The following is a 17,955-nucleotide window of genomic DNA, read 5'->3' on the forward strand; positions in this document are numbered from 1 at the left end:
TTGCCGGGCGTTGCTTTTTGGGACGAGGAAGGCTTAACGCTTGCCGACCTGGTCGCCGATCACACCGCCGATCGCCGCGCCGCCGACCGTGCCGAGCACGCCGCCGTTAGTGATCACCGCACCCGCGACGCCGCCGAGTGCGGCGCCCCCCACGGTGCTCTTCTGGCGATGGCTCATGCCATCCCACGATGAACAACCCGCCATGGTGGCAGCCAGCGCCACAGCGGCACAGATCTTGGAAAGCGATGCGATTTTCATGATGTAGCTCCTATTCTTTTACCCGGGGCCGCACCGGAGAATCAAAATGCGAGCGAGCGGACCTTTAGGGGTTTAGAGCTTTCAGGATCGCAAATTATCCGGGGACACGGTGTTAGGTTTACCCAGGAATTGTGTCAAAGGGAGAGCGAACTTTTGCACTCCCCTGGGAACGATGTTGCAAGGGCCGGCGGCTATTTGACCAGACGTAACACGTCGCGGAAGCGCGGGTGCTCGCACGTCTCCATCCACTCGAAAATCGCCATCTCTGTCGTGACGATCTCCGCGCCATGCGCGCGCGCGCGGCGCAGCGCAGCGCGGCATGATGGTCCGACGGCTTGCGCGATCCCGCCGCATCCGCGACAAGCACCGTCTTGTAGCCAAGGTGCACCAGACCGATCACGGTTTGCAGCACGCAGATATGCGCCTCGCAGCCGGCCACCAGCACCGTCTTGCGCGAGGCGGGCAGCCAGCCGTCGAAACCCGGTTCGCGCGCTGACGAAAAGTGCATCTTCTGGAACGTGGCCTGCACCAGCTCGCGCAACGGGTCCACGGTGACGCCCAGCATCTTGCTGTGGTGCTCGGTGGCCACGACCGGTACATCGAGCAACCGCGCCGCCTGCGCCAGCTTGTGCGCGGCGTTCAGCACGGCGTCGCCTTCGTGGATGACAGGCATCAGGCGGCCCTGCATGTCGACAATCAACAGGGTGGAATCGGAGGCGGACAGCAGCATGGTGGGGGACTCCTTGGGGGCAAGGGGTCAGCATAACGCTGTGGGGCGGTGATGTCGCGCGGGCCGATGTCTGACATCTCAGAGGATCCAAACGTAGGACTGATTCTGGTGTCTGACACCACTGCAAAATGTAGGACTGATTCGGGTGTCTGACACCCCCGCAGAATGTAGGACTGAATCGGGTGTCTGACACCAAAAAAAAATCCCGGCACCTGGGCCGGGATTCTTGGCATTCGGCTGGTGTCGGACACCAGAGGAATCGGTTGTTTACTTCAATGCCTTGTACCGCAGGCGCTTGGGCTTGGCGCCCTCTTCGCCCAGGCGGCGCTTCTTGTCGGCTTCGTATTCCTGATAGTTGCCGTCGAAGAACACGACCTGCGAATCGCCTTCGAAGGCCATGATGTGCGTGGCGATACGGTCAAGGAACCAGCGATCGTGGCTGATGACCATGACGCTGCCGGGGAACTCGAGCAGCGCATCTTCAAGCGCACGGAGCGTTTCGACGTCGAGGTCGTTGGACGGTTCGTCAAGCAGCAGGACGTTGCCGCCGGCGATCAGCGTCTTGGCCATGTGCAGGCGGCCGCGTTCGCCGCCCGAGAGCTGGCCCACGACCTTGTTCTGGTCGCCGCCCTTGAAGTTGAAGCGGCCCAGGTAGGCACGCGATGACATCTCGAACTTGCCGACGGTCAGGATGTCGGCGCCATCGGACACGGCGTCGAACACCGTCTTCTTGTCTTCCAGCGCGTCGCGCGACTGGTCGACGAAGGCGAGCTTCACGGTCTGGCCGATCTTGACTTCGCCCGAATCCGGCTGCTCGCGGCCGGCGATCATGCGGAACAGCGTGGACTTACCGGCGCCGTTCGCGCCGATGATGCCGACGATGGCGCCCGGCGGCACCTTGAAGCTGAGGTTGTCGATCAGCAGACGATCGCCGTAGGCCTTGCTGACGTTGTTGAATTCGATGACCTCGTTGCCCAGGCGCTCGCCCACCGGAATGAAGATTTCCTGGGTTTCGTTGCGCTTCTGGTATTCGTACGAGGACAGTTCCTCGAAACGGGCCAGACGCGCCTTGGCCTTGGCTTGGCGGCCCTTCGGGTTCTGGCGCACCCACTCCAGTTCCTTCTTGATGGTCTTCTGGCGCGCCGATTCGGAGGACTCTTCCTGCTTGAGGCGGTCTTCCTTCTGTTCCAGCCACGAGCTGTAGTTGCCCTTCCAGGGAATGCCGTAGCCGCGGTCCAGTTCCAGGATCCATTCGGCCGCGTTGTCCAGGAAGTAGCGATCGTGGGTCACGCCGACGACGGTGCCGGGGAACTTGTGCAGGAACTGCTCCAGCCACTCCACGCTTTCGGCGTCCAAGTGGTTGGTGGGTTCGTCGAGCAGCAGCATGTCGGGCTTGGACAGCAGCAGGCGGCACAGGGCCACGCGGCGCTTTTCACCACCGGACAGGTTGCCGACGGTGGCATCCCAGGGCGGCAGGCGCAGCGCGTCGGCGGCGATTTCCATCTGGTGTTCGATGTCGTCCGCGCCGCTGGAGGCGGCGGCGGCGATGATGGCTTCGAGTTCGGCCTGTTCAGCGGCCAGCGCGTCGAAGTCGGCGTCGGGTTCGGCGTACGCGGCGTAGACCTCGTCCAGGCGCTTCTTGGCGGTGACGACGGCGCCCAGGCCTTCTTCAACCGCCTGGCGGACCGTGTGCTCGGGGTTGAGCTGCGGTTCCTGCGGCAGGTAGCCGATGTTCAGGCCCGGCATGGGCACGGCTTCGCCTTCGATCTCGCGGTCGACGCCCGCCATGATCTTCAGCAGCGTCGACTTGCCCGAGCCGTTCAGGCCCAGCACGCCGATCTTGGCGCCAGGAAAAAACGAAAGGGAGATATCGCGCAGGATCTGCCGCTTGGGCGGCACGATCTTGCCGACGCGGTTCATGGTGTAGACGTATTGGGCCATGGGCTCGTAGGTGAGATATAGCTGAGAAACCGTTGATTGTAGGCCGGATCCCTGACCGGCGTGCGGCAGCAGTGATCCGGCCCCATCTCGCGTTGATCCGGGCCTTTGCCCGCCTTCAGTTGGCCTTCTCGGCCCGGCCCGGCAGACCCGGCGTACGCATCTGCGCCAGCATCACGCCGGCCAGCGCCAGCGCACCGCCCGCGATATGAAACAGATGCGGCTTTTCATCGAGGAACAGCGCCGCGATGGCCACGGTGAACACCGGCATGACGTTCAGGAAGATGCTGGCGCGGTTGGGGCCCAGGTGGCGCACGCCCTGCATCCACAGATACGGCGCAAACAGCGACGGAAACACCGCCGCATACAGCACCAGCGGCACGTTGGCGGCATTGAGCGGCGACGGCGCCGCCATCAGAAAGGCGGGAAGCTGGAACAGAATGCCGAACGCGACCTGCACGTACAGCGACTGCCACGGCCCCACGGGCAGCGCCCACCGGCGCAGCAGCACGCCATAGAGCGCATAGGCCAGCGCGCCCAGCCCCATCAGCACGTCGCCGTGGTTGGCGCCCACGGACAGCAGCCGGGCCGGGTCGCCCTCGCCGATCAGCAGCGCCAGCCCGGCCAGCGACACCAGGCTGCCCAGCACCGCCATGGCCGTGGGGCGCTCGCGCATGATGACCGCCATGACGGCGATGGTCATGAGCGGGATCATCGCGGTGATGAAGCCCATGTTGGTGGCCGTGGTGGACGCGGCCGCCACATACGCCAGGCCTTGGTACAGCGCCATGCCCAGTCCGCCCAGCACGGCGAATTTCGGCAGGTGCGCCAGCACCTGGCGGCGTTGCGCCCAGACACCCGGCAGCGCAAACGGGGTCAGGACGATGCCCGCCAGCGCCCAGCGATAAAAGCCGATGGCCGCCGGCGCGATGACGCCTGCGGCCATCTTGGTGACGATCATGTTGATCGACCAGATCAGGGCGGCCAGAAGCGGAAACAGGAAAAATCGGAGAGGGAGCTGCGGGGCGTCGGAGCGCATGGATGAAACGGGAAGGCAGAAAGACGAAAAGCAGGCCAGTGTAGGCGCCGTCCGACCCGCTGTATACGTCACTGATATGTTGGCGCCCCGGCACGCCATCTGAACACCGCCCGCGTTTCTTCGTAATCCAAGCGCCCGATGCACCGCAGCGCGGTTCGCGCGACAATAGCGCCTGACGTATCTGCCGTGCCGTCGCGGCTTCATCGCGCCCAGGAACCTTCATGTCCGCCTCTGCCACTCCTCCCGCTTCCTTGACCCATTTCAGCGCACCCGAACTGGACATGCTGACCAAGACCGCGGATGCACTCAGCGCCTATCTGGGCAAACCCGTGCTGGCGGAAGTGGTGCTGGGCGATGAAGGCACCGAATGGGTGACCTACGGCGTCCCAATGGACGAGAAGGCCGAGACGGACGAGGAACAGACCCACGTGCAGATGGGCGGGCCGGGCGCGCGCCTGCTCGGCAACCGAGGCGGCTTGCCGCAGTCCGATGACGACACCTACGACTGTCTGTACCTTTGGGCGATCCAGATCTCGCTGAACGACGGCGAGCGATTCATCAAGCTGGACCACGACGGTGAAGAATCCGCCTGGTCCGACAACCTGGAAGACGTGCTGCCCTTTGCCCTGACCGAGGAACCGCAACCGGATCCCGACGAGGAAGACGAAGAAGACGACGGCGCGGACGACGAAGACGACGACACGCCGTACGACGACGTCCACAACCACAACCACCGCCATTGAGCGGCGCGCCGCGGCCCGGGCAGGCGCCCGGTCCACGGCGTTTACAGAATCACACGGTGATCCGGCCTTCCTCGACCGCGTGGCAGGCCACGATCGACACCCCCGCCAGCTTCGCGACCGGCGCTTCGGCCTTGCAACGGTCGTTGGCGTGCGGGCAGCGCGGATGGAAGGTGCAGCCGGACGGGGGATTCAGGGGATTGGGCACCTCGCCCGCCACCGCCGTGCGCGGCTTGCCCGCGCCGTTGATGTCCGGAATCGCCTCGAGCAGCATCCGCGTGTAAGGATGCCGCGGCCGCGCGAAGAGTTCGTCGCGCGGCGCCACTTCCACCATGCGGCCCAGATACATCACGCCCACGCGATCCGCCACATGGTGCACGACGGCCAGGTTGTGCGAGATGAACAGGTACGTCAGCCCCAGCTTGCGCTGCAGGTCTTTCATCAGGTTCAGCACCTGCGCCTGCACGGACACATCCAGCGCCGAGGTGGGCTCGTCGCACACCAGGAATTCCGGATTGACCGCCAGCGCGCGGGCGATCGAGATGCGCTGACGCTGCCCGCCCGAGAACTGGTGCGGATAGCGGCTCTGGTCCGCGGGATCCAGGCCCACTTGCCGCAGGAGTTCGCCCACGCGCGCCACGCGGTCCGCGGGCGACATCTGCGTGTGCGTCAGCATCGGCTCGGCGATGATGCGGCCCACGCGCCAGCGCGGATTCAGGCTGGCATAGGGATCCTGGAAGATCATCTGCAGGCGTTTGCGCAAGGCGCGCCCGCCGGGCTCGGACATGCGCGACAGCGGCTGGCCGTCGAAGTGGATGTCGCCGCGCGTCAGGCCATACAGCCCGACCAGCATGCGCGCGACCGTGGATTTTCCACAGCCGGATTCACCCACCAGTGCCAGCGTTTCGCCGCGGGCGATGTCGAACGACACGCCGTCCACCGCACGCAGCATCACTTTGGGCTTGCGCGCCAGCGTGCGCTCCAGCCAGGGCGGCGATACGTCGAACCAGCGCGCAGCGTCCTTTACTTGAACCAAGGGCGTGGTCATGCGGCCACCTCCAACGTATTGCCTTTGTCATGCAGCCAACAGGCCGCGCGCGACGTGCCCGCGGACATCAGCTCCGGGCGGTCGTGCGCGCAGCGCGGCAGGCGCTGGCCGCAGCGGGGATTGAACGCACAGCCCGGCGGAATGGCGTTCAGGCGCGGCATGCTGCCGTCGATCTGCACCAGCCGCTCGGTGTGGCCTTCCAGCGTGGGAATGGACCCCATCAGTCCCGACGTATAGGGATGGCGCGGTTTGTGGATCACGTCGGCCACCGGCCCGATCTCGGCCACGCGGCCGGCGTACATCACCGCCACGCGGTCGGCGGTCTCGGCGATGACGCCCATGTCGTGCGTGATCAACATGACCGCCGTGCCGTTTTCGCGGCACAGGCGTTTGAGCAGTTCGATGATCTGCGCCTGGATCGACACGTCCAGCGCGGTGGTGGGTTCGTCGGCCACCACCAGTTTCGGCTCGGCGGCCAGGGCCAGCGCAATCACGACGCGCTGGCGCATGCCGCCGGAGAACTGGTGCGGGTAGTGGTCGATGCGCTCGCGCGCGGCGGGAATGCCGGTGGACGCCAGCAGCTCCACCGCGCGGTTGCGCGCCTGCGACCAGGTCATGTCCAGGTGGGTGACGATGGTTTCAGCCAGTTGCCGGCCCACCGTGTACAGCGGATTCAGCGACGTCAGCGGGTCCTGGAACACCGCGCCGATCTCGCGGCCGCGCACGCGGCGCATCTGTTCGTCGGGCAGGTTGTCGATGCGACGGCCGGCCAGCAGGATCTCGCCGGCCGCGATGCGGCCCGGGGGTTCGAGCAGGCCGATGATGGAGGCGCCGGTCAGCGACTTGCCGGCGCCGGATTCGCCCACCACGCCCAGGACTTCGCCAGCCTGGATGGAAAAGGACACGTCGTCCAGGGCGCGTAGCGTGCCGCGGCGCGTGGGAAACTCCACGCGCAGGTTGCGGACTTCAAGTAATGCGCTCATGGTTTACCTCAGTTCAGCCGCGGGTTCAGTGCGTCGCGCAGCCAGTCACCCAGCAGGTTGACCGACAGCACAAGCAGCACCAGCGCCGCGCCCGGGAAAATGGTGATCCACCACTCTCCGGAAAACAGGAAATCGTTGCCGATCCGGATCAGCGTGCCCAGCGACGGCGCGGTCGGCGGCACGCCCACCCCCAGGAACGACAGCGTCGCCTCGGTGATGATGGCGGTGGCCAGATGAACCGTGGCCAGCACCAGCACCGGACCCAGCACGTTGGGCAGCACGTGGCGGAACATGATGACGGGCGAGGCCACGCCGATCACGCGGGCGGCCTGCACGTATTCACGGTTCTTTTCCACCAGCGTCGAGCCGCGCACCGTGCGCGCGTACTGCGGCCAGCCGGCCAGCGCGATAGCGCCGATCAGCACCGGAAAGGCGATGATCTCGTGCAGCTCGCGCGGCACCGCCGCTCGGGCCACGCCGTCGATCAGGAGCGCGATCAGGATGGCGGGGAACGAGAGCTGCACGTCGGCGACGCGCATGATGAACGCGTCGATGCGGCCGCCGGCATAACCGGAGATCAAGCCCAGCACGATGCCGATCACCATCGACAGCAGCACCGAGGCCAGGCCGATCAGCAGCGACACGCGCGTGCCGTACAGGATGGCCGAATACAGATCGCGGCCCTGACTGTCGGTGCCCAGCAGGTACGTGGCCTGCCCGTTGGGTTCCCAGGCCGGCGGCAGCAGCGCGTCCAGCAGTTCGACCTTGGTCAGGTCGAACGGGTTGTGCGGCGCGACCCAGCCGGCTCCGAAGGAACCGATCAACAGGGCTGCAAGCAGCAGCGTGGCGACGATGGCCACGGGCGCCCGGCGCCAGGCCCAGGCAATGTCGCTGTCCCACCAGCGTTTAAGTACGGCGCGCATCAGTGAGCCCCCCCGCGAGTCAGCCCGGAACGCAGCCGCGGGTCCACGACGAAATACAGAAGATCGACGATCAGGTTGATGACCACGAACACCAGCGCGATCAGGCACAGGTACGCGGCCATCACCGGCACGTCGGCGAATTGGACCGCCTGGATGAAGAGCAGGCCCATGCCCGGCCACTGGAACACGGTCTCGGTCACGATGGCAAAGGCGATGATGCCGCCCAGCTGCAGGCCGGTGATGGTGATGACGGGCACCATCGTGTTCTTGAGCGCGTGGCCAAAATGGATGGCGCGGCGCTTCAGACCCCGGGCGCGCGCGAACTTGATGTAGTCCGAGCGCAGGACCTCCAGCATTTCGGAGCGCACCAGCCGCAGCACCAGCGTCATCTGGAAGAGCGACAGCGTGATGGACGGCAGGATGAGGTGCTTCCAGCCCGTGGCGGTGAACAGGCCCGACGTCCACCAGCCCAGGCTGACGGTATCGCCGCGCCCGTAGCTGGGCAGCCAGCCCAGTTGCACCGAGAACACCAGGATCAGCAGGATGCCGATCAGGAAGGTTGGCAGCGACACGCCCAGCAGCGAGCCGGCCAGCAGCATCTGGGAAACCAGGCTGTTGCGCTTGAGCGCCGTGTACACGCCCAGCGGCACGCCCACGACGAGCGCCAGCAACGCGGCCACCATGGACAGCTCAAGGGTGGCGGGCAAACGGGACTTCAGCAGGGTGGAAACGGGTTCGCTCTGGCGCAGGGAGATGCCGAAATTGCCCTGCACGGCGTTGGCCACGAAATGGCCGAATTGAACGATGGCGGGCTCGTTCAGGCCCAGGCGTTCACGCAATTCGATGCGCTCGGCATCGGTGGCGTCCTGCCCCAGCATGATGGTGACGGGGTCGCCGACGTATTGGAAAAGCACAAAGGCCAGTAGCGCGACGGTGAGCATCACCGCTACGGCCTGCAACAGGCGACGCAGTATGAAAGCGAACATAGGCGGAAAAAAGCAAGACGGCGGAACCGGGTAGGTCCCGCCGTCTGGTTAGCCTGGATCAGTCAACCTTGACCCAATCGGCAACGAGGCGGTTGTCGGCACGGTGGATGACCGTGACGTTCTTGCGCATGGCCCAGGGGATGACCTGGTCGTGCAGCGGGATATGCCCGAAGTCCTTGGCGTGCCCTTCCAGCACGGTGATGATGTCGGCGTCGCGCTTCTTCTCATCGGTCTCGGTCTTGATCCGATCGATGATGACGTCGAGTTCCTTGTTGCTGTAGTTGCCCAGGTTGTACATGCCGTCGGCGCCCTCACCCTTGGTGCGGATCAGGTTCTGCAGCGTGTACATGGCGTCGAACGTGGGCACGCCCCAGCCGAACAGATAGGCGCTGGTGTCGAACGACTGCACCTTCGGGAAGTACGTGGAGCGCGGCATGGCGTTCATGGTGGCCTTGACGCCGACCTTGGCCCACATGCCCACGACGGCCTGACAGATGGCTTCGTCGTTGATGTAGCGGTTGTTCGGGCAGTCCAGCGTGAAGTTCAGCGTGCCGTCGTAGCCGGCTTCCTTGAGCAGGGCGCGGGCCTTTTCGGGGTCGTAGGGCACGCGCTTGTGCACGGACTCGGCCCAGCCATGGACCTGCGGCGCGATCATCGTGCCGGTGGGCGCCGACAGGCCGCGCATCACGGCGCGCTTGATGGCGTCCACGTCGATGGCGCGGTACAGCGCTTCGCGCACGCGCACGTCCTGGAAGGGGTTCTTGCCCTTGATGTTGGAGTACTGCAGCTCCGGACGCTTCTGGTCCAGGCCCAGGTAGATGGTGCGGTATTCGTTGCCCTCGACGACCTTCTGCGACTGGCGCAGGCGGTCCAGGTCTTGCGCGGCCGGATCCAGCACGAAGTCGATCTCGCCGGACAACAGCGCGGCGGTGCGCGTGGCGTTCTGCTTGATCGGCGTGAAGACGACTTCGGTCACGTTGCCGACCTTGCCGGCCTTGTTCCACCAGTCCTTGTTTTCCTCGAAGACCGTGCGCACGTCGACTTCGCGGCTCTTGAGCTTGTAGGGACCGGTGCCGTTGGTGTTGCGCGCGCCGTAGGTTTCTTCCTTGTTGACGAAGTCCTGCGGCTTGGCGATGTTGTTCTTTTCGGACCAGGCCTTGTTCATGATGAACACGTTGGTCAGCTGGCGCAGCAGCACGGGGTTCGGCGCCGAAGTTTCGATCTCGACGGTCAGGTCGTCGATCTTGCGCGCTTCCTTGATGCCGGTGGTGTAGGCCTTGTAGTTCGACGTGGGCGCCATCGCGCGGTGAATCGAGAACACCACGTCGTCCGCCGTGAACGCGGCGCCGTCATGGAACTTGACGTTGGGGCGCAGCTTGAAGCGATACAGGGTGGGCGACACCTCCTCCCATTCGGTGGCCAGGCGCGGCGACACCTTGAAGGACTTGTCGTAGTCGACCAGCGGCTCGTAGATGTAGCTGTTGGCGGCGATCGTCATGCCTTCGTTCTGCGAGTGCGGATCGAACGTGAGGATGTCGCCCTGGGCGGCCCAGCGGAAGGTCTTGGCTTGCCCGATCGAGGGCACTGCCACGGCGGCGGCGATCGCGATAGCAATCAAAGTGCGGCGCATAAGTGTCAACTCCTGACAGTAGTCTGAATACCGGCGCGAGTGTGCCTACCCACGAGACCCGCGTCAATTCAGGGTTTGCGCGTACCGGCGGTTGTTTTCACTGGGGAACGACAACCGGGGACGCATAAGCATGTAACAAAAAAATCGGACCAAACAACGTTCGAGTGCGCGCTTGCAACGGACGGATCTATTCGTCCGGGTCGATGGGCAGTTCCAGGGGAACGTGTTCGGTCATCAGCACGTCCAGCATGTCGATCAGCAGCGCGGCCTTTTCTTCGCCGAAGGGCGCCAGCACCGCCTTCTGGTGCTGCAAAGCCTGATCGCACAGGCCGCCGATGAGGTTGGAGCCCTTGGCCGTGATGCAAACCCGCGTCTGGCGGCGGTCGGCTCGCACGCCCGTGCGGGCCACCAGACCGTCGGCCTCCATGCGCTGCACGACCTTGCTGAGCGTGGGCTGCTTGGTGATGGCCAGCACGGCCAGGCTGCCGATGGTTTCGCCGGCGCTGCCTTGCAAGCTGGCGAGCACGCGCCATTCGGTCACGGACAGGCCGGCGGCTTTGACCTGTTGATGGAACTCCGCCGAGATGCGCTGACTGGCCTGCGCAAGCAGATAGGCCAGGTAGCCGTCGACGAACCGCGGGCCCGTTGCGGCGGCGCGCGTGCCGCGTGGCTTATCTGCCTGCATGTTGGTTTGCTCCCACGCACCCATTTCGAAGGCCTGCCCCGTTGCCGAAAAGCGCATTGCACCACGACGGCGCAGCCGTGCGCCATGATGTACCGCAATGCTGTTGCGCAGCACAGGGTATACCCCAAATCGCAACCCGTTTTTGCACCATTGCAGCGCCCTCAATCCGTCAAAAACCTAGAGAACAACCAGTATATACACCCTTGTTTTTGCGTGATATTTTTTAATTTCCATGAAATTTCATCTTTTTTATTGACAGCTAAAACGTTGACTCCTAAAGTATTTTTCAGGCGATGTTTTCGTGGCAAGACGATGCTGCACGGCAGCACGGATTAAGGATCCCGACGGGGTCCGCGAAAGGGATCCAAGATGGCGGAAAGGTCTTTCAAGAAAGAAGTCCAGCAACTGCGCATCGGCGCGGGCGAGGAATTTCGCGGCGAAGGGATTCTTGCCGTCACGAAGGCGCTGCTGCAATCCGGCGTGGGTTACGTGGCCGGCTATCAGGGCTCGCCGATCTCGCATCTGATGGACGTGCTGGCCGACGCCAACGACATCCTGCAGGAACTGGGCGTGCACTTCGAGGCGAGCGCCTCGGAAGCCACCGCCGCAGCCACGCTGGCCGCCTCCGTCATGTACCCCATCCGTGGCGCCGTGACGTGGAAATCCACGGTGGGCACCAACGTCGCCTCCGACGCGCTGGCCAACCTGGCCTCGGGTGGCGTCACCGGCGGTGCGCTCGTCATCGTGGGCGAAGACTACGGCGAAGGCTCGTCGATCATGCAGGAACGCTCGCACGCGTTCGCCATGAAGTCGCAGATCTGGCTGCTGGACCCGCGCCCTAACCTGGAAAGCATGGTCAAGGCGGTGGAAGACGGCTTTGCGCTGTCGGAAGCCAGCAAGACGCCCGTGATGCTGCAACTGCGCATCCGCGGCTGTCATGTGCATGGCCGCTTCATCGCCAAGGAAAACAAGCGCCCGGCGTTCAGCCTGGCCGAGGCGCTGGAAAGCCCGGCGCGCGACACCAGCCGCATCGTGCTGCCCCCGGCCTCGTTCCTGCACGAGCAGGAAAAGATCAAGGAGCGCTGGCCGGCCGCCATCCGCTACATCAAGGAAAACCAGCTCAACGAGCACTTTGACGGCGACCAGGACGACATCGGCCTGATCCTGCAGGGCGGTCTGTACAACGGCGTCATCCGCGCGCTGCAGCTCTTGGGCCTGGCCGACAACTTCGGCAACAGCCGCATCCCGCTGTACGTGATGAACGTGACCTACCCCGTCATCGAGGACGAGGTCATCGACTTCTGCCGCGGCAAGCGCGCCGTGCTGCTGCTGGAAGAAGGCCAGCCGGACTACATCGAGCAGAACCTGCACGCGGTGCTGCGCCGGGCCGGTGTGAGCACGCAGTTGTCCGGCAAGGACGTCCTGCCGATGGCAGGCGAATACACGACCCAGGTCATGCGCGATGGCCTGCGCGAATTCCTCAGGCGCAACCGGCCGGAATCGCTGCAGACGCATCCGGCGGTAGCGGTGGATGCGCAGGCAGAAGTGCAGCCCGAGCCCCAGCTCACCATCACCGAGGTCTCGCGGCCCAAGCCCGCCCGTCCCGCCGAGCAGCCCATCACCTTCCACAAGCACGTCGAAGGCCTGGCGGCCGTTGTGCCGCCGCGGCCCGCGGGCTTCTGTACGGGCTGTCCGGAGCGGCCCATCTTTTCCGCGCTGACGCTGGCGCAGGAAACGCTGGGCCAGCACCACATTTCGTGCGACATCGGCTGCCATCTCTTTTCCATCCTGCCACCCTTCAACCTGGGCGCCACGACGATGGGCTACGGCCTGGGCGCTTCCAGCGCGGCCGCCTTCAACGTGCCGGCCGCCAAGCGGCCCATCTCGATCATGGGCGACGGCGGCTTCTGGCATAACGGGCTGGCGTCGGGCATTGGCAACGCGGTGTTCAACAAGTACGACGGCGTCATCGTCATCGTGGACAACTTCTACGCGTCGGCCACCGGCGGACAGGACATCCTGTCCTCGCGCGCCGACAACCCCGATCGCTCGACCAACAACCCGATCGACCAGGCCGTGCGCGGCGTGGGCGTGAAGTGGGTCCGCACGCTGGACCGCACTTACGACGTGGCCAAGGTGCGCGCCACCATCGAAGAAGCGCTGACCACCGACATCAAGGGCCCGAAGGTCATCATCGCGCAGTCCGAATGCATGCTGAACAAGCAGCGGCGCGTCAAACCCCTGTTCAACAAGGCGGTCAAGGAAGGCAAGCGGGTCGTGAAGGAACGCTTTGGCGTGGATCCGGATGTCTGTACCGGCGATCACGCCTGTATCCGGCTGTCCGGGTGTCCGTCATTGACGGTCAAGGACAGCGGCGATCCGCTCAAGGAAGACCCGGTTGCGCACGTGGAAAGCAGCTGCGTGGGCTGCGGCAACTGTGGCGAGGTCGCGCACGCGGCCGTGCTGTGTCCGTCGTTCTACCGAGCCGACATCATCCACAACCCGACCGGCGCCGACCGCTTCCTGGCGCGCATGCGCGGCGCGGTGATCGGCTTCCTGCAACGGCGCCGCGCGGCGCGTCTGGCGCAAAGCGCGCTTTGAGGAACCCAGCAACATGAACGCGGCGGCGATGCAGCAAGGCAACCCCATCAAGATCGCGATCCTGGCCATGGGCGGCCAGGGCGGCGGCGTGCTGGCCGACTGGATCGTCGACATGGCCGAGCACGCCGGCTGGTGGGCGCAAACCACCTCGGTGCCCGGCGTGGCGCAGCGCACCGGCGCCACGATCTACTACCTGGAACTGCTGCCCGAGGCCGATGTGCAGCGCGCCGGCCGCCAACCCGCGCTGGCGCTGATGCCCACGCCAGGCGACGTGGACCTGGTGGTGGCGGCCGAACTGATGGAAGGCGGCCGGGCCATCCAGCGCGGCCTCGTGACGCCGGACCGCACGGTCCTGATCGCGTCGTCGCACCGCAGTTTTGCGGTCAGCGAGAAGTCCGCGCCCGGCAACGGCATCGCCGATCCCAACAAGGTGCTGGAAGCGGGCCGCACGGCGGCCCAGCGTTTCCTGTGTTTTGATCTGCAGGACCTGGCCGACCGCGCCGGCAGCGTCATCAGCGCCAGCCTGTTTGGCGCGGTGGCCGGCAGCGGCGCCCTGCCCTTCACCCGTGACGACTTCGAGGCCACCGTGCGCCGCGCGGGCCTGGGCGTGGACGCCAGCCTGCGCGCCTTTGCGCTGGGTTTCGAGTCGGCCAACTCGGCGCCCGGGCAGCCTGCCCCCATCGACCTGACGCGCCCCGTTCCGGACGTACCCGAGCGCGCCGCCAGCCCGCGCGCGCAGGCCTTGCTGGACGCCATCCGGCGCGATTTCCCCGCCTGTGCCCAGCCCATGCTGACCGCCGGCGTGCGCCGCCAGATCGAATTCCAGGATCTGCCCTACGCCGAAGACTACTTGCGCCGCCTGAAGGCCATCCGCGACCTGGATGCGCAGCACGGCGGCGACGCGCACCAATGGGCGCTGACCTGCGCCGCGGCGCGTTACGTGGCCACCGCCATGGCCTACGACGACGTGATCCGCGTGGCGGACCTGAAGACCCGCGGCACGCGCTTTGACCGCGTGCGCACGGAAGTCGGCGCGCGCGCCGGCCAGCTCGTCGACACGACCGAATTCATGCATCCCCGGCTGGAAGAAATCTGCGGCACGTTGCCGGTGCGGCTGGGCCGCTGGCTGGAAAACTCCAAGGCCTTCGGCGGCTTCGTCGAACGCCGGCTCGGCAAGGGCCGCCGCCTGCGCAGCGGCACGCTGGGCGGATTCCTGATGCTGTACACACTGGCCGGCATGCGGCGGTTCCGTCGCAGCACGCTGCGCCATCAGATCGAAACCGAATCGCTGGAATCGTGGCTGGCGCTGGTGGCGCGGCTGGCCCCGCGCGACTACGCATTGGCCGTCGAAACCGTCAACTGCCGCCGCCTGGTCAAGGGCTACAGCGACACCCATGTGCGCGGCGGCGGCAAATACCGGCAGCTCATCGCGGCCGCCGAGCAGCTGGTTGGCCGCCCCGATGCCGCCGACGCGCTGCGCGCGTTGCGCGACACCGCGCTCGCCAACGTGAAGTGCGAGCCCATGGAACGCCAGATCGCGGAAAAACTGGCCGCCTGAGGCCGACACCAGAAAGAGACAGACATCGTGCAGACACTCAAACTGATCGTCCGGGAAGTCCGGCAGGAATCACCGCTGATCCGCTCGTTCCGGCTGGCGCGCGAGGACGGCGGCACGCTGCCCGCGTTTGGCCCCGGTGCGCACCTGAAGGTGACGGTGCCGGGCCTGCGCGATCCGCGCTGCTATTCGCTGGTGCAGTTGGCGCCCGAAGCCGGCCGCTTTGCCGAGCCGGCGGAATATCGCCTGGGCGTGCGGCTGGAAGACCCCAGTCAGGGCGGATCGCGCCACATGCACGCGCTGGCCGAGGGCGACGTCCTGACCGTGGAAGGCCCCAAGAACGACTTTCCGCTGCATGAATCCCCCGCGGGCGATGAGCCGGTCGTGCTGATCGCAGGCGGCATCGGCATCACGCCCATCGCGTCCATGGCCGCCGCGCTCAAGTCAGCCGGCCGCGCCTTCCATCTGCACTACTGCGGCCGCAGCAAGGACCAGCTTGCGTTCCTGCCTGAACTGCAGGCGCTGGCGGGCGGCGACCTGACGCTGCACGCCGACGACGATCCGTCCTGCCGGTTCGATCTGCAGGCGCTGCTTGCCGCGTCCAACCCGCGCCAGCACCTGTATGTCTGTGGCCCGAAGGGCCTGATCGACGCCGTCATCCAGGGCGCGCACGCGCGCCACTGGCCCGACGCCCACATCCATTTCGAACTCTTCACCACGGCCGCCGCGCAGGCCGGCGACCAGGCCTTCGAGGTCGAGCTGCGCCAGTCCGGCCGCGTGCTGACGATCCCCGCCGACAAGACCATCGTCGAGGTCATGGAAGACGAAGGCTGCGACCCGATGTACGACTGCAAGCGCGGCGAATGCGGCGTCTGCCAGGCCACCGTGCTGGAAGGCGAGCCCGATCACCGCGACTACTACCTGTCCGATACCGAGAAGGCCAGCGGCAAGATCATCCAGATCTGCATCTCGCGCGCAAAGTCCGCGCGCCTGGTGCTGGACCTGTAAGCCCGACGAGGAAGCCATCATGGCCAAATACCGCGACAATCCCGACGCCATCCGCGCGCTGCTCCGCGACACCGAGGTGCACAAGGACCTCTTCATCGACCAGGAACTGTTCGACCTGGAAATGGAGCGCCTGTACGCCAACACCTGGGTCTTCGTCGGCCACGACAGCCAGGTGCCCAACGCCGGCGACTACATCACCACCACCGTCGGCAACCAGCCCGTGGTGATGGTGCGCCACAGCGACAAGACGGTGCGCGTGCTGCACAACCGCTGCCCGCACAAGGGCACCATGGTCGCGGGCGAGGCCTGCGGCAACACGGGCAAGTTCTTTCGCTGTCCTTATCACGCCTGGACCTTCAAGACCGACGGCAGCCTGCTGTCGATCCCGCTGAAAAAGGGCTACGAGAACACCGGCCTGGAAAATTGCGAAGCCAGCCAGGGCATGGCCGCCGTCAAAGACGTGCGCAACCATCGCGGCTTCGTGTTCTGCCGCTTGAATCCCGAGGGCCAGTCGTTCGAGGAATTCTTCGGCGACTCGCTGTCCACGCTGGACAACATGGTGGACCGGTCGCCGGAAGGCCGCCTGGAAGTCGCGGGCGGCGTGCTGCGCTACATGCACCGCTGCAACTGGAAGATGCTGGTCGACAACCAGACCGACACCTGCCATCCAATGGTCGCGCACGAATCGTCGGCGGGCACGGCCGTCAAGGTCTGGGAACAGGCGCCCGAGGGCACGCCCAAGCCGATGGCGGTGGAACTGTTCGCGCCGTTCATCTCGCCGTACGAGTTCTTCGAGAACATGGGGATCCGCGTCTGGGAAAACGGCCACGGACATACCGGCGTGTCGGACTCGATCCACGCGTCGTACTCCGGCATTCCGGGCTACTGGGAGTCGATGGTGCAAGCCTACGGCGAGGATCGCGCCAAGCAGATCCTGGGCGACGTGCGCCACAACACCGTCTACTTCCCCAACATCATGGTCAAGGGTCCGATCCAGACGCTGCGGATCTTCAAGCCGATTGCCGCCGACCGTACGCTGGTGGAGTCCTGGACCTTCCGCCTGGTGGGCGCGCCGGACCTGCTGCTGGAACGCACCCTCATGTACAACCGGCTCATCAATGCGCCGACGTCCGTGGTCGGCCACGACGACCTCGAAATGTACGAACGCGCGCAGGACGGCCTGCATTCGCGTGCGCGGGACTGGGTGAACGTGGGGCGGCTCTACGCGCCCGGCGAAGCGGACCAGAAGAACGTCGTCACCAATGGCACCAACGAATGGCAGATGCGCAACCAATATCGCGCATGGGGCCGCTACATGACCGGACCGGAGTCGGTATGAGCGCAAGCGACCGCGAGTTGATCGATTTTGTCTACGCCGAGGCGCGCCTGCTGGATGAGCTGCGCTTTGAGGACTGGCTGGACCTGTACACCGAGGACGGCTACTACTGGATGCCGCTGGCGCACGGCCAGACCGATGCGAAGCTGCATGCGTCGCTGATGTATGAAGACAAGCTGCTGCTGCGCGTGCGTGTGGAGCGGCTGGCGGGCCAGCGCACGTTTTCGCAGCAGCCCAAGAGCCGCTGCCATCATCTGCTGCAGGCGCCCACGGTCGAACATGACCACCCGGAGGCCGCGCCATCCGAGGGGCGTCACGTCGTGCGCACCGCCTTCCATTACGTCGAGACGCGGCAGGACGCGCAGACGCTGTATGCAGGCTGGGCGACGCATCACCTGGTGGAGCAGGAAGGCGCGCTGCGCATCCGGCTCAAGCGCGTGGACCTCGTCAACTGCGACGCTGCGTTCGGCAACATCCAACTGTTCATGTAGGAGC

15 protein-coding genes and 1 pseudogene are annotated in these 17,955 nt (G+C 65.5%); 6 read left to right on the forward strand and 10 right to left on the reverse strand.

Annotated features, from left to right (window positions below; translation table 11 throughout):
• Positions 1 to 33: 33 nt before the first annotated feature.
• The 4 genes and pseudogenes from HV681_RS11625 to HV681_RS11640 all read right to left on the reverse strand — a co-directional run bounded on the left by HV681_RS11625 (position 34) and on the right by HV681_RS11640 (position 3,965).
• Positions 34 to 258 carry a YMGG-like glycine zipper-containing protein gene (locus tag HV681_RS11625; protein WP_056321146.1) on the reverse strand — a complete coding sequence of 75 codons (225 nt, stop codon included), beginning with the start codon at positions 256 to 258 and terminating at the stop codon, positions 34 to 36.
• Positions 259 to 449: 191 nt separating this feature from the next.
• A pseudogene (locus HV681_RS11630) lies at positions 450 to 988 on the reverse strand (isochorismatase family protein).
• A gap of 267 nt (positions 989 to 1,255) precedes the next feature.
• On the reverse strand, positions 1,256 to 2,929 hold the full coding sequence (gene ettA, locus HV681_RS11635) for an energy-dependent translational throttle protein EttA (RefSeq protein WP_175123208.1): 1,674 nt from the start codon (positions 2,927 to 2,929) through the stop codon (positions 1,256 to 1,258).
• 115 nt (positions 2,930 to 3,044) lie between these two features.
• On the reverse strand, positions 3,045 to 3,965 hold the full coding sequence (locus tag HV681_RS11640; protein ID WP_175123209.1) for a DMT family transporter: 921 nt from the start codon (positions 3,963 to 3,965) through the stop codon (positions 3,045 to 3,047).
• Between the two features lie 221 nt (positions 3,966 to 4,186).
• On the opposite strand from HV681_RS11640, the gene HV681_RS11645 reads away from it, so the two are divergent.
• Positions 4,187 to 4,708: a hypothetical protein gene (locus tag HV681_RS11645; protein WP_175123210.1), complete on the forward strand. Its 522-nt coding sequence runs from the start codon at positions 4,187 to 4,189 to the stop codon at positions 4,706 to 4,708.
• A 49-nt stretch (positions 4,709 to 4,757) separates the two neighbouring features.
• Here HV681_RS11645 and HV681_RS11650 read toward each other — a convergent pair whose 3' ends face one another.
• From HV681_RS11650 to HV681_RS11675, 6 genes are all read right to left on the reverse strand, one after another.
• Positions 4,758 to 5,753, reverse strand: a complete 996-nt coding sequence (locus tag HV681_RS11650; protein WP_175123211.1) for an ABC transporter ATP-binding protein — start codon at positions 5,751 to 5,753, stop codon at positions 4,758 to 4,760.
• Positions 5,750 to 6,736, reverse strand: coding sequence for an ABC transporter ATP-binding protein (locus HV681_RS11655; RefSeq protein ID WP_175123212.1), 987 nt, complete (start codon positions 6,734 to 6,736; stop codon positions 5,750 to 5,752). Before HV681_RS11655 ends, HV681_RS11650 begins: the two co-directional genes overlap by 4 nt.
• Positions 6,737 to 6,744: 8 nt before the next feature.
• A complete protein-coding gene (locus tag HV681_RS11660) occupies positions 6,745 to 7,659 on the reverse strand; it encodes an ABC transporter permease (protein WP_175123213.1) in 915 nt (304 codons plus the stop codon).
• Complete coding sequence (locus tag HV681_RS11665; protein ID WP_105237526.1) at positions 7,659 to 8,645, reverse strand: ABC transporter permease; 987 nt, start codon at positions 8,643 to 8,645, stop codon at positions 7,659 to 7,661. The genes HV681_RS11660 and HV681_RS11665 overlap by 1 nt, the downstream gene beginning before the upstream one ends.
• 58 nt (positions 8,646 to 8,703) lie before the next feature.
• Positions 8,704 to 10,275 carry an ABC transporter substrate-binding protein gene (locus HV681_RS11670; protein ID WP_175123214.1) on the reverse strand — a complete coding sequence of 524 codons (1,572 nt, stop codon included), beginning with the start codon at positions 10,273 to 10,275 and terminating at the stop codon, positions 8,704 to 8,706.
• A gap of 187 nt (positions 10,276 to 10,462) precedes the next feature.
• The gene (locus tag HV681_RS11675; RefSeq protein ID WP_056569521.1) at positions 10,463 to 10,960 is read right to left on the reverse strand and encodes a MarR family winged helix-turn-helix transcriptional regulator; all 498 of its coding nucleotides are present in this window, start codon (positions 10,958 to 10,960) and stop codon (positions 10,463 to 10,465) included.
• Between the two features lie 369 nt (positions 10,961 to 11,329).
• Here HV681_RS11675 and HV681_RS11680 point away from each other — a divergent pair, with 369 nt between their 5' ends.
• Genes HV681_RS11680 through HV681_RS11700 form a run of 5 tightly spaced genes read left to right on the forward strand, consistent with a single transcriptional unit; the run spans position 11,330 to position 17,951 of the window.
• Complete coding sequence (locus tag HV681_RS11680) at positions 11,330 to 13,561, forward strand: ferredoxin family protein (protein ID WP_175123215.1); 2,232 nt, start codon at positions 11,330 to 11,332, stop codon at positions 13,559 to 13,561.
• A 13-nt stretch (positions 13,562 to 13,574) separates the two neighbouring features.
• The gene (locus HV681_RS11685; RefSeq protein ID WP_175123216.1) at positions 13,575 to 15,119 is read left to right on the forward strand and encodes an indolepyruvate oxidoreductase subunit beta family protein; all 1,545 of its coding nucleotides are present in this window, start codon (positions 13,575 to 13,577) and stop codon (positions 15,117 to 15,119) included.
• A 27-nt stretch (positions 15,120 to 15,146) separates the two neighbouring features.
• A complete protein-coding gene (locus HV681_RS11690; protein ID WP_175123217.1) occupies positions 15,147 to 16,124 on the forward strand; it encodes a PDR/VanB family oxidoreductase in 978 nt (325 codons plus the stop codon).
• Between the two features lie 19 nt (positions 16,125 to 16,143).
• Positions 16,144 to 17,463, forward strand: coding sequence for an aromatic ring-hydroxylating dioxygenase subunit alpha (locus HV681_RS11695; RefSeq protein ID WP_175123218.1), 1,320 nt, complete (start codon positions 16,144 to 16,146; stop codon positions 17,461 to 17,463).
• The gene (locus HV681_RS11700) at positions 17,460 to 17,951 is read left to right on the forward strand and encodes an aromatic-ring-hydroxylating dioxygenase subunit beta (RefSeq protein WP_175123219.1); all 492 of its coding nucleotides are present in this window, start codon (positions 17,460 to 17,462) and stop codon (positions 17,949 to 17,951) included. Before HV681_RS11695 ends, HV681_RS11700 begins: the two co-directional genes overlap by 4 nt.
• The last annotated feature ends 4 nt before the right edge of the window (positions 17,952 to 17,955 follow it).

Origin of the sequence: Achromobacter animicus, assembly GCF_902859585.1 — a bacterium.
Taxonomy (GTDB): Bacteria; Pseudomonadota; Gammaproteobacteria; order Burkholderiales; family Burkholderiaceae_B; genus Achromobacter; species Achromobacter animicus.